Below are 12,171 nucleotides of genomic sequence, written 5' to 3' on the forward strand. Positions count from 1 at the left end.
TGCCCCGCGTCGGCGACGAGGAGGTCGGCGGCGTCGAGATCGAGCAGCAGGCCCGCTGCGCGGAGGCCATCGAGCACCTCGGCCACCTCGGCCGGGTCCAGTCCGTCGCGCGCGGCGTCCGCCAGCACCGCCCGCTGTGCCCGCCGGCCGTCGAGACCGCGCAGGAGCCCCCGCAGGCCCGCGTCGGCCGGGGCCACGAGCAGGCCGTCGGTGGAGTCCACGCCGCCGACACGGAGCGCGCCTCGGCCGTCCCGGAGCAGGGGGGTGGCGGCGGGCAGCAGGGGATGGGAGGTGTCACTCACCCGGGCAGGGTGGCAGCGCGAAGGCCGGGGGCGCTGTCGCCGTCCACAGGGCAGGCAGGGGGCGGAACGACGACGGCGGCGCCCCCACTCGGGGGCGCCGCCGTCGATCCGCTCGGGGGCTCAGGCCTTGCCGAGGATCCGGTTCATCTTGGTGCCGCACACGGGGCAGGTGCCCTGGGCCATGCGCCGTCCGGACTCGCTGACCTTGACCTCGCCGTCGAAGTCGCGCTTCTCCTTGCACTTCACGCAGTAGCCGTTGTAGCTCTCCGCCACGGGATCTCCTCGTTGTCGGGGCGCCGCGGCACGCACGCCGGTCGCCGTTGCGCAGGCACGCTACCCCCGTCGGTACCCCGCGGAACCGCGGGCGTCCCGCCCTCCGGCCGTCCGCCGCCCCCGGCTACCCACAGCCTGTGGACAGACCTGTGGAGCACGTGGGGACGGCGTGGCGTGTCCCTGTGTGCGGACCGGGGGAGGAGCCGTGGACAGTGCTCCGGAGGAACGAGCCGGCGGGCCTCCCAGCAGCGCGGATCCCCGGGCGGAGGGCTGTGGACGGCGCTCCCGCCGACATGGCGTCCCGCCGGAACACGGCCGTCGTGTCCACCGTCCGTGCGACCTGTACCCGAGTGGGTGCCTCCTCGGAGGCGCGGGGTCGCTGCCGTGCCTTACGGTGCCTGCGTGCCCGGATCGACGCCCGACGCCAACGCGTCCCCGAAGCCGGCCGGCCCTCCGCCGGGAACCGGCGGGGACGGGCGTGCGCGGACCGCTGCCCGTGGGACGCACGCCGGCCCCGGGGACGTCGCGGACACCGACGTCGTCGAGGTCCGCCGCAGTGCCCGGCGGCGGCGCACCGTGACGGCCTACCGCGAGCTGGGCCGGACCGTGGTGCTCATCCCGGCCGCGTTCAGTCCCGCGGAGGAGCGCCGCTGGGTGGCGCAGATGGTCGCCAAGCTGCAGACCCGCGAGGAGCGTCGTCGGCGGTCGCTCGGCGGCGACGACGAGCTGATGGCACGCGCACGCGCGCTCTCGGCCGCCCACCTCGACGGCGCGGCCGAGCCGGCCAGCGTCCGGTGGGTGGAGAACCAGCACCGCCGCTGGGGGTCCTGCACCCCGGCCGACCGCAGCATCCGCCTGTCGGGCCGGCTCCGGTCGATGCCGGAGTACGTCGTCGACTACGTGCTCGTGCACGAGCTGGCCCACCTGCTCGAGGCCGGCCACGACGAGCGGTTCTGGGCGCTCGTCGCCCGGTACCCGCGGGCGGAACGGGCCCGGGGATTCCTCGAGGGCGTCGAGCTGGCCAACACGGCCGGGGAAGCCGGCGGGTTCCACGCGCCCGACCACGTGGACTGACCGCCGTTCAGCCCTTCTCGCCGTCCTCCGGCTCGTCGGCGGGCTGCGCGGGCGGCTCGGCGTCGTCGGCCGTCAGTGCGGCGAGCTCGTCGTCCATCCCCTGACGGGCGACGAAGTCCAGCGGCTCGTCGAGGTCGTCGGACGTCGGCAGCAGGTCCGGGTGGCCCCAGAGGCGGTCGCGGTCGGTACTGCCGTGCTGCTGACCCATCGCCGCCCACACCGTGGCGGCGTCGCGCAGGCGGCGGGGCCGCAGCTGCAGGCCCACGAGGGTCGCGAAGGTCTGCTCCGCGGGGCCGCCCGAGGCCCGCCGCCGGCGCATCGTCTCGGCCAGCGCCGAGTGCCCGGGCAGCCGGTCCTTGGCCGCCTCGGCGACGACGGTGTCGACCCAGCCCTCGACCAGCGCGAGCAGCGTCTCCAGGCGGCGCAGCGCCATCTGCTGCTCGGGGGTCTCCTCCGGCTCCAGCACGCCGCTGCCCAGCAGCTGCTGGATGCTCTCGGGGTTGCTCGGATCGAGGCCGCCCTCCATCCCCGACATGGCCTCGGTGATGCCGCGCTCGATCGCCTCACGGTCGATGGTGATGCCGCGCGCGTAGGCGTGCACCGCGTCCTGGAGCTGCTGGCGCAGCCACGGGACGTGGGCGAAGAGCCGCTGCGAGGCCGCTTCACGCAGGGCGAGGAACAGCCGCACCTCGTCGGCCGGCCGATCGAGGCCGGCGGCGAAGTCGGCGACGTTCTGCGGCACGAGGACGCCGGTTCCGGCCGGCGCCAGCGGCAGGCCCACGTCGGTGCTGGTCACGACCTCGTCGGCGAGCTTGCCGAGCGCCTGGCCGACCTGCGCGCCGAACATCAGCCCGCCCATCCGGCCCATGATCCCGGCGATCGGCCCGAAGGACATCGCCGCTTCCTGGGGCAGCGCGCTGGTCATCGCCGCCACCACCTTCTCGGCCAGCGGATCGATCAGCGCGCCCCATGCGGGCAGGGTCAGCTCCACCCACTCCACCCGCGACCACGCAGCGGTCCGCTCGATCCCCGAGGGCAGCTCGGTGACCTGGTCGAGCCACAGGTCGGCCAGCCGGAGCGACTCCGCGACGGCGGTGCGCTCCGCCTCCGACGTCGGCTGGGTGCCGGTGGCGAGGGCACTGATGGCGCCCTGGCGGGCGAGGTCCCAGTTGACCGGGCCGCCGGACCAGTTCATCAGCTTCTGCAGTTCGGCGAACAGCGGCATCTTCCCGAGCAGGTCCTCGGGGGAGCCACCGCCGGCGACGCCGCCGAAGAGGGCACCGAGGCCGAAGGGGTCACCGGCGGGGTTCGGCCCGCCCGGCTCCCTGCGCTCGGGATCGCGGTCGGGGAGCCCGAAGCCGAACGGCGGCACGTCACTCATGCGTCCACGGTAGACGCGTGATCTTCGTGCTGCGGTCGCTCCTGCCCGGGAGGCGTTCGCTCTCCGCGTACCGCCCCGACCGGCCAGGACGCCCCCGACGCCCGCGCGCCGCGTCCCGATCCGGCCGCGCGACATAGGCTCGCCCATCGTGACCCGTCGGACCGCCGTCCTGACCGCCGGTGCGGTCCTCCTGCTGCTCTTCGGGTTGCTGGGGGCCACCGTGCCGGTTCCGTACGTCTCGCAGGTGCCGGGCCCCATCTACGACACCCTCGGCGACATCAAGGGCGAGCAGATCATCGAGGTCCAGGGCCGCTCGCCGAACGAGGTGAGCGGCGAGCTCAACCTGACCACGGTGGGCATCAGCGGTCGCGGGCTGAGCCTCGTGCAGGCGATCCGGGGCTGGTTCGACGACGAGGTGAGCGTCGTCCCCGAGGAGTCGGTGTACCCGCCCGATCGCAGCGAGGAGGAGACCCGCCAGGCCAACCTCGACGCGTTCCTGAGCTCCGAGCGGGCCGCGGAGACCGTCGCACTGGGCCATCTCGGCTACCCGGTGAAGGTCGTGGTGCAGGGCCTGGCGGAGGACTCCCCGGCCGAGGGGCAGCTGGAGGAGGGCGATGCGCTCGAGGCGGTCGACGGGCAGCCGACCCCGGACGCCGACACGCTCGACGACGTCCTGAGGTCGATTCCCGGCGGCTCCACGGTGACCGTGTCCTACACCCGGCTCGGCGAACCCGGCAGCACGGAGATCACCACGCGGCAGGCGGAGGACCGGAAGGGCTCGCTGCTCGGCGTGATGATCCTGGAGCAGCCCTCGGCACCCTTCGACGTCGACATCCAGGTGGGGAAGGTGGGCGGCCCGTCCGCCGGGCTGATGCTGACCCTCGGGATCCTCGACCTGGTCGGCGACGAGGACCTGACGGACGGCGCCGTCGTGGCGGGAACCGGGACCATCGACCAGGAGGGCAACGTCGGGCCCATCGGCGGGATCGCGCTGAAGATGGCGGCCGCCGAGGACATCGAGGCCGACCTGTTCCTCGTGCCCGCCGGGAACTGCACCGCCGCCCTGGCCGCTGCGGACCCGTCCTTCCCCCTCGCCCGGGTCGCCACGCTCGACGACGCGCTGCAGGCACTGGCCGACGTCCGGGCGGGCCGGGACCCGGCGGGCTGCTGACCCCCCCGGCCGCTCCGGCGCGCCCGGTCGACGTCCCCGCCCGCCGGTGGGGGAAGCTGTCGCCGGCGGGACGGCGGGGAACCCGGTGCCCCCCGGTGCGTTGTCCACAGTGAACCGGGGCTCGCGCCGGGTCCGTCGCACCCGGCACGTCCGCCGCGGTCGACCGACCCGTGGCTCCGAGTCTTGTAGTGCCACCCCGTAACTGAAGGAGACCGTTCGTGTCGATGCGGCCGCCCATGCCGGTGCCGACCCTGTCGCGGCGCGCGAAGCTGGTGCTCGGCGCCGTCGGCGTCCTGCTGGTGCTGTTCACGGCCATCGGGACGCTGACCAACGTCTACGTCGACTACCTCTGGTTCGACGAGACCGGCTACACCGAGGTCTTCTGGACCGAGCTCCAGACCCGGTCGCTGCTGTTCGCCGTGGCCGGCATCGCCGTCGGCGGCCTCACCGCCCTGTCGATCTACCTCGCCTACCGCTTCCGGCCGACGTTCCGTCCGATGTCGCTGGAGCAGCAGAACCTCGAGCGCTACCGGCAGTCGCTGGAGCCGCGGCGGGGTCTGGTGCTCACGGCGATCGGAGTGGTGCTGGGGCTCTTCGCGGGCTTCACCGCGCAGAGCAGCTGGGAGACGTGGCTGGGCTTCCGCAACAGCACCGAGTTCGGGAAGACCGATGACCAGTTCGGCATCGACCTGTCCTTCTTCGTCTTCGACTACCCGTTCTACCGGCTGGCGCTGGGCTTCGGCATCGCCGTCGTCCTGCTCTCGCTCATCGGGTCGCTGCTGACCCACTACGTCTTCGGCGGGCTCCGGCTTCAGACGCCGGGACAGAAGCTCTCGAGCGCGGCCCGCGTGCAGCTCTCGGTCCTGCTGGGCCTGTTCCTGGCGCTCAAGTCGGTGGCCTACTGGCTCGACCGCTACGGGATCGTCTATTCCGACCGCGGGGACGTCTTCACCGGAGCCAGCTACACCGACGTGAACGCGCTGCTGGTGCCGAAGATGATCCTCGTCTTCGTCGCGGCCGTGTGCGCGGTGGCGTTCTTCGCGAACATCTTCGTCCGCAACTTCCTGCTGCCGGCCGGTGCGCTCGTCCTGCTGCTCGTCTCCAGCCTGGTCATCGGCGTGGCCTACCCCGCGATCGTGCAGCAGTTCGTGGTCAAGCCCAGCGCCGACCAGAAGGAAGCGCCCTACATCGAGCGGGCCATCAACTCCACGCTCGCCGCCTACGGGCTCGACGAGGTCGACTACGTCAACTACGCCCAGGACGCCACGGGCGACGAGGTGGACACCGAGGCGGCGCAGGCGGAGCTGCGCAACGACACCGAGACCATCCCGAACGCCCGCCTGCTGGACCCCAACGTCCTCGCCGCCACGTTCACCGCCCGCCAGCAGATCCGCAACGTCTACGGCTTCCCCGAGAAGCTCGACATCGACCGGTACACGCTGCCCGACGAGAACGGGGTGCCGCGGACCCGCGACTACGTCGTCGCCGTCCGCGAGCTCAACAGCGCCGGGCTGTCGGAGAACCAGGACACCTGGATCAACCGGCACACCGTCTACACCCACGGCAACGGCTTCGTCGCCGCCCCGGCCAACGAGGTCGTCGCGGGCCAGGAGGGCGGCGAGCCGAGGTTCACCACCCGGGACCTGCCCACGACGGGCAACATCGACGTCGAGCAGCCGCGCATCTACTACGGCGAGCTGATCCAGCAGGGCGGTCAGGACGTCTACTCCGTCGTCGGCGCGCCCGAGGGTGCGTCGCCGCGGGAGTTCGACCGGCCCGAGGACGGCTCGGACGAGGGACAGATCAACAACGTCTACGACGGCGACGGCGGGGTCGAGATCGGCAGCTTCTTCCGCCAGCTCACCTTCGCCATCTACTACCGGGAGCGGAACTTCCTGCTCTCCGGCGCCGTCAACGACTCCTCGAAGGTGCTCTACGTCCGCGACCCCCGCGAGCGCGTCGAGAAGGCCGCCCCCTTCCTCGAGATCGACGGCGACCCGTACCCCGCGGTCGTCGACGGCAAGGTCACCTGGATCCTCGACGGCTACACGACCTCGGACGCCTACCCCTACTCCGAGCCCCGAGACCTGGGGACGACGGCGCAGGACTCGCTCACCGGCGCCGGGACGACGGCACTGCCGAACGACCAGTTCAACTACATCCGGAACTCGGTGAAGGCGACGGTCGACGCCTACGACGGCACGGTCACGCTGTACGAGTGGGACCAGGAGGACCCGGTCCTCCAGACGTACCGGAAGGCGTTCCCCGGAACCATCAAGGACCGCGAGGACATCCCCGAGGAACTGGTCAGCCATGTCCGCTACCCGGAGGACCTCTTCAAGCTGCAGCGGGACATCCTGACCCGGTACCACGTGACCGACCCGGGCAACTTCTACAGCCAGAACGACCGCTGGCAGATCCCGGCCGACCCCACGCAGGACACCGAGGACGCGCAGCCGCCGTACTACATCCTGGCCCAGCGGCCGGGGGACGACGAGGCGACGTTCCAGCTCACCAGCGCGCTGAACGCGTTCAACCGGGACAACCTCTCCTCGTTCATCTCCGCGTCCAGCGATCCCGAGACCTACGGGGACATCCAGGTGCTGCGGCTGCCGGGCAACACCCCGTTCCGCGGGCCACGGCAGGTGCAGCAGTCGTTCAACACGAACGACGACGTCGCCCGTGACCTGAACCTGTTCCGGGGTTCGGACTCGCAACCCGTGTTCGGCAACCTGCTGACCCTGCCGATCGGCGAGGACGGTCTGCTCTACGTCGAGCCGCTCTACGTCGAGGGCACCGGCCAGAACTCCTTCCCGCTGCTGCGGAAGGTGCTGGTCAACTACGGCGACCGCGTGGGCTACGCCGACACCCTGGAGGAGGCGCTCGACCAGGTCTTCGGCGCCGGGGCAGGGGAGTCGGCGACCGGCAGCGGCAGCACGCCGCCTCCCGGCGACGGGACGGCGACGCCCACGTCGCCGGCTCCGCCGACCACGCCTCCCGTCGGCGGCGGGACGCCGGCGAGCCCGGAGATGGCCGATGCCGCGGCCGACATCAGTGCCGCGATCGACGCCCTGAAGGCCGCCCAGCGCAACGGTGACTTCGAGGGACAGGGCCAGGCGCTCGCCGACCTCGAGGCCGCGGTCCAGGCCTACCAGGCCGCTCAGCAGGCCGCCGGGGCGTCCGCGACGCCGGCGGGCGCCACCCCGACGGGGTGAGCCGGAGGGAGGGCGCGGCAGCCCCGCGCCCTCCCTCGGTCCGCGGCTGGTAGGGTCGTCCGTACCGACGCGGGGTGGAGCAGCTCGGTAGCTCGCTGGGCTCATAACCCAGAGGTCGCAGGTTCGAATCCTGCCCCCGCTACCACGACGGGGCGGCCCTCACAGTCACTGTGAGGGCCGTTTCCGTTCGGGCGACCCTCGATCTCTCCCAGGTCCAGGGAGTCGCGTCCCGGAGCAGCCAGGCGGCCGTCTCCGCGCGACATCCATCGACCCGACCGCGGGACCGTGGGCGGAACTCCGCCGCGGCGACAGGAACGGGCATGCCAGAGGAGGAGTCCTTGGCTCGACGAGGCCAGCGCCAGGCAGGCGCTCGCCGTGCGGCCCCGCGGAACCAGCGACGCGTCCGCGAGGGCGACGACGTCATCACCGTGCTCGCCCGTACCGTCCGTGAGGTCGAGGCAGCCGCCCGGCGCGGCCCCGTGACGCCCGCCGTGCGCACCAAGTTCCAGGTGGTCGCCCAGCTGGTGCGCGAGGAGCACGCCCGGGTCCGGGCGGACGGGACCAGCAGCCAGAGCCACCGGGCCGAGCAGCTCAAGCGCCTCGACGGCATCGGGACGATCCTCGCCAAGACCGCCGTACGCGATCCCGCCCTCCTCTCGCTCCTCACCGGGGACGCCGTCGTCTCCGAGGCGGCCAGGTCTCTCAAGCGGGACATCCTGACCGCCGTCGGCATCGAGGCGGCCCCCGACGAGGCTCCGGCGGCACAGCCCGCTGCCGCCTCCGCCGCCCCCGAGCGCCGGGTCGTGCCGCAGTCGGTCGTCTCACGCCAGCTGGCCAACCCGTTCCTCGCCCCCGACTTCTCGTCCGCCCGGCCGACCACGACCCGTCCGCGCCGCCTCGCCGGGTGGGAGCTGCTCGGCCCGCTCCTCAGTTCCTTCGAGCGCGCCGGCAGCGGTGCCTCGACGTCCATGGCTCTGCCCACGCCGTCCTCCCTGCACGCGCCGGCCGGCCTCGAGCTGATGCCGCACCAGGCACAGGTCGTCGCCGCTGCCGCCGCCGGCCACCGGACCTTCCTGCTCGCCGACGAGCCGGGCCTCGGCAAGACGGCTCAGGCGCTGCTCGCCGCCGAGGCGGCGACCGCCTACCCGCTGCTCGTGGTCGTGCCGAACGTCGTCAAGACCAACTGGGCACGCGAGGCCGGCCTCTGGACGCCGCACCGCGCGGCGACCGTGATCCACGGCAACGGTGACACGATCGACGGCTTCGCCGACATCGTCGTCGTCAACTACGAGGTGCTCGACCGCCACGTGGGATGGATCGGCGACTTCGGCTTCCGCGGCATGGTCGTCGACGAGGCGCACTTCATCAAGAACAAGACGTCGCAGCGCTCGCAGCACGTCCTGGAGCTCTCCGAGCGGATCCGGTCCCGCATCGCGCGTCCCCTGCTGATGGCGCTCACCGGCACCCCGCTGATCAACGACATCGAGGACTTCCGGGCCATCTGGCAGTTCCTCGGCTGGATCGACGAGACGCAGCCCCTGGCCGAGCTGATGGACGCGCTCGAGGAGACCGGCCGGACGCCCGCCGACCCGGGGTTCTACCCGGCCGCCCGCCAGTGCGTGGTCGACCTCGGCATCGTCCGACGCCGCAAGGTCGACGTGGCCGCCGACATCCCCGCCCGGCGCATCGCCGACCTCCCCGTCGAGCTCGACGAGAAGGCCGGACGGTCGATCCGGGCGGCCGAGCGCGAGCTCGTCCGCCGTCTGGTGTCGCGGTACGAGGGCGCACTCGCGAGGCGCGCGTCCGGTTCCGTGGCCGAAGGCATCGACCACGACCTCGTGCGCAGGGTGGCCAGGTCGGAGCTCAAGGACACGACCACCAAGAAGACCGGCGAGAACGTGTTCGGCATGATGCGACGCATCGGCCAGGCGAAGGCCGAGCTCGCCGCCGACTACGCGGCCCAGCTGGCCCGGAGCGCGGGCAAGGTGGTCTTCTTCGCCAAGCACGTCGACGTGATGGACGCCGCCGAGGAGAGCTTCGCCCGGCAGGGGATCCGCTTCTCGTCGATCCGTGGGGACCAGACGTCGACGTCGCGGCAGAAGCACATCGACGCCTTCGTGAACGATCCGGACGTCGCCGTCGCGGTCTGCTCCCTGACCGCGGCCGGCGTGGGTCTCAACCTGCAGGTGGCCTCGAACATCGTGCTCGCCGAGCTCTCCTGGACCCACGCGGAGCAGACCCAGGCCATCGACCGCAGCCACCGCATCGGTCAGGGAGAACCCGTCACCGCGTGGCGCATCATCGCCGCGCAGACGATCGACACCCGGATCACCGAGCTGATCGACAGCAAGGCGGGACTCGCCGCCAGGGCGCTCGACGGCTCGGAGGAGGAGGTGTCCTCGTCGGCCGACGTGCAGCTCGAGGCGCTCGTCGGGTTGCTGACGGACGCGTTGTCGGCGTCGCCCTGACCACCCGCAGCCTCACCGGCCGGACCGACCGCTCCCGACGCGGGAACCGGCCGCGGTACGCGGGATCGGCAGGAGCGGAATGTCGCCGGTGGCGCCGTCCTCGGGCGCAGGGCTCCCGGAACGCACCGGCCGCAGCAGGACGACGAGGCCCAGGGCGGCGACCCACAGCCCCCAGCCGGTGCTGCCGATCAGGCCGCCCAGGTCCCAGACCGGGAATCCCGGGACGGCGGTGGCGAGGATGTCGCCCTGGTTGGTCAGGTAGAGCGCGCTGACGACGAGCCCGACGGCGCCGAGCCAGCGGGGCAGCACCCCGGTGCGCAGGATGATCACGCTCACGGTGACCGACCAGACGATCACCAGCAACTGGCCCAGGTGCTCACCGAGCAGCGCGCCGCCGAACTGGTGCTGCGCGACCCAGGCGGCATCCACCGCGGCCCGCGTGGCGGCGTCTCCGGTGACGTAGGAGTCGGCCAGCGGCGGCACGACGAACACCCAGCGCAGGAATCCGATGAGGCTGAGCACGACGGACGTGGCGCCCAGGTACGTGGCCACCCGCAGCGCCGGATCGCCGCGCCGGCCCAGGGCCCCGGGCAGCAGCAGGATCGGGACGACCAGGATCGCGTAGGTCCAGGCGGTGGCGAACCAGGTCCAGACGAGGCTCGTCCCGCCGGCGACGAAGGCCGGCAGCACCACATCGGCGGGTTCGCGGAGGATGTCCGGCCAGTCGAAGGTCGAGGAGAGCACCGTCGCCGCCCCGGCGAACGCGAGGGCGCCGGCCACGAAGAGTCCGCCGGTGGTGCGGCGGAGACCGCCGGTGGGGATGGACGTGGTCATCGAAGACCTCCTGTACGGCGTACAGAGTTTGTACGGCGTACAGGGAGCGTCTACCCTGTGCTGAGCCACGTCAAGGGGGAGCGCTCACCGATGTCCGAAGCCATGCCCGAGCCGGCCGAGCGGCGGCGTCCCGGTCCGCGACGGGCCCTCGCCGAGGCCGAGATCCTCGATGCGGCGCTGGGCCTGCTGGACGAGGGCGGACCGGATGCGGCGTCCGTGCGCGGTATCGCCGCGCGGGTCGGGGTCGCCCCGAACGCCGTCTACACCTACTTCCCCGACAAGGCCGCCGTGGTCAGGGCGCTCGTCGAGCGACTGCTGGGGGAGGTCGACCACGACGTCTTCGCCGACCGCGAGCAGCCGTGGCGGGAACGCGTGGAAGCCCTGGCCGTCGAGCTGCGGACACGACTGTCCGCACACCCGGGTGCCGTCCCCCTGATGATCGGCGGGCCGATGGACGGGCCGAACGCGCTCGCGCTCAACGAGCGGCTCCTGCAGCTGCTGTCCGACGCGGGACTCGACGGCGGTGACGCCGCGCGGGCGTCCTACCTGCTCCTCGTCTACGTGTTCGGGTCGATCGCCCTCGAGGTCGCCGACGTGCACGGGCCCGGCCCCCTGCCGCCGGAGGCGGAGCGGATCACCGTCCGTCGCGGTGTGTTCGCGGCGATCCCGGCCGACGCCTATCCCCGCAGTGCGGCAGCAGCGGCAACCATGGCCGGCTACATCTCCACCGAGCAGTACCTCTGGGGCCTCCGCCGGACGCTCGACGGCATCACCGCGCCGGGGGCGAGCCGGCGGACCCGCGCCCGGGACGTGGTAGGCCAGAACTGACCGCGCCGCGCGGGCGTCACCGCCGCAGTCAGACGGCGCTGAGGTACGCCTTGCGCCGTTCGGGGTGATCGGTGGTGAAGCGCCGCTCGGGCGAGCTCTCCGGAGCGGGCCGCCGGGCCGGCTCCCAGCGCGGGCGCTCGGGCTGCTCGCTGCGGCCCGGAGGCGGCGTGCGGACGTGCTCCGGCGACCGCGGGCGGGTGCGCAGACCGGCAAGGAGCACGTGCGGGCGGGTGGCGTCGGCCTCGTCGGGGATGGCCGTGGCCGGCAGGGAGTCGCCCACCGTGCGACGGGGCGGGTTGGCCGGGTCGGGGAGGCGCAGCTCCGCCAGGTCCTTCCAGGCCGAGTGGCGCAGGCGGTCGACGACGCAGCGGACCCGCGCGACCACGCGCCCGTCGGCGTCGTGCCGCCAGCCCAGCAGTTCGCCGGAGTACCAGATGCCGCGGTGGTGGATCTCCACCGGCTGCGGCTCACCGGCGAACGCCCTCGTTCCACCGTCCCCAGCCACGTGCCGGACTCTAGGCGGAGCGCCGCCGCCCGCAGGGGAAGGCGCGCGCGCCTGGGACTCGTGTGACGGGGCTGTCACACCGACCCCACCGGAGGCCCGTCCGGGGCCGTGTAGGCTGGT

General features: G+C 72.9%; 9 protein-coding genes, 1 tRNA gene and 1 pseudogene. 6 read left to right on the forward strand and 5 right to left on the reverse strand.

Annotated features, from left to right (window positions below; genetic code table 11):
- Positions 1 to 302 (reverse strand): annotated as a pseudogene (locus E4P39_RS19265) (thiamine biosynthesis protein ThiF); the annotation flags it as partial.
- A 120-nt stretch (positions 303 to 422) separates the two neighbouring features.
- The gene (locus E4P39_RS22455; protein WP_012950213.1) at positions 423 to 575 is read right to left on the reverse strand and encodes a DUF5679 domain-containing protein; all 153 of its coding nucleotides are present in this window, start codon (positions 573 to 575) and stop codon (positions 423 to 425) included.
- Positions 576 to 977: 402 nt separating this feature from the next.
- Between E4P39_RS22455 and E4P39_RS19270 the strand changes: the two genes are divergently transcribed.
- Complete coding sequence (locus E4P39_RS19270) at positions 978 to 1,649, forward strand: M48 family metallopeptidase (protein ID WP_135138211.1); 672 nt, start codon at positions 978 to 980, stop codon at positions 1,647 to 1,649.
- Positions 1,650 to 1,656: 7 nt separating this feature from the next.
- On the opposite strand, the gene E4P39_RS19275 is transcribed toward E4P39_RS19270, so the two are convergent.
- Positions 1,657 to 3,030, reverse strand: a complete 1,374-nt coding sequence (locus E4P39_RS19275) for a zinc-dependent metalloprotease (RefSeq protein WP_135138212.1) — start codon at positions 3,028 to 3,030, stop codon at positions 1,657 to 1,659.
- Positions 3,031 to 3,178: 148 nt separating this feature from the next.
- On the opposite strand from E4P39_RS19275, the gene E4P39_RS19280 reads away from it, so the two are divergent.
- The 4 genes from E4P39_RS19280 (at position 3,179) to E4P39_RS19295 (ending at position 9,884) form a co-directional block, all read left to right on the forward strand.
- Entirely contained in the window at positions 3,179 to 4,201 is a 1,023-nt protein-coding gene (locus E4P39_RS19280) for a PDZ domain-containing protein (RefSeq protein ID WP_135138213.1), read from the forward strand.
- A 224-nt stretch (positions 4,202 to 4,425) separates the two neighbouring features.
- The gene (locus E4P39_RS19285; protein WP_245159972.1) at positions 4,426 to 7,416 is read left to right on the forward strand and encodes a UPF0182 family protein; all 2,991 of its coding nucleotides are present in this window, start codon (positions 4,426 to 4,428) and stop codon (positions 7,414 to 7,416) included.
- A 68-nt stretch (positions 7,417 to 7,484) separates the two neighbouring features.
- A tRNA-Met gene (locus E4P39_RS19290) sits at positions 7,485 to 7,561 on the forward strand.
- Between the two features lie 193 nt (positions 7,562 to 7,754).
- Complete coding sequence (locus tag E4P39_RS19295) at positions 7,755 to 9,884, forward strand: DEAD/DEAH box helicase (protein ID WP_135138215.1); 2,130 nt, start codon at positions 7,755 to 7,757, stop codon at positions 9,882 to 9,884.
- Positions 9,885 to 9,896: 12 nt separating this feature from the next.
- Here the strand turns inward: E4P39_RS19295 and E4P39_RS19300 are convergent, their stop codons facing one another.
- A complete protein-coding gene (locus E4P39_RS19300) occupies positions 9,897 to 10,718 on the reverse strand; it encodes a DUF4386 domain-containing protein (RefSeq protein ID WP_135138216.1) in 822 nt (273 codons plus the stop codon).
- A 90-nt stretch (positions 10,719 to 10,808) separates the two neighbouring features.
- On the opposite strand from E4P39_RS19300, the gene E4P39_RS19305 reads away from it, so the two are divergent.
- Entirely contained in the window at positions 10,809 to 11,546 is a 738-nt protein-coding gene (locus E4P39_RS19305) for a TetR/AcrR family transcriptional regulator (protein ID WP_135138217.1), read from the forward strand.
- Positions 11,547 to 11,574: 28 nt separating this feature from the next.
- Here the strand turns inward: E4P39_RS19305 and E4P39_RS19310 are convergent, their stop codons facing one another.
- Complete coding sequence (locus E4P39_RS19310) at positions 11,575 to 12,051, reverse strand: hypothetical protein (RefSeq protein ID WP_135138218.1); 477 nt, start codon at positions 12,049 to 12,051, stop codon at positions 11,575 to 11,577.
- Positions 12,052 to 12,171 lie beyond the last annotated feature (120 nt).

The organism is Blastococcus sp. CT_GayMR19, assembly GCF_004570385.1.
Lineage (GTDB): Bacteria > Actinomycetota > Actinomycetes > Mycobacteriales > Geodermatophilaceae > Blastococcus_B.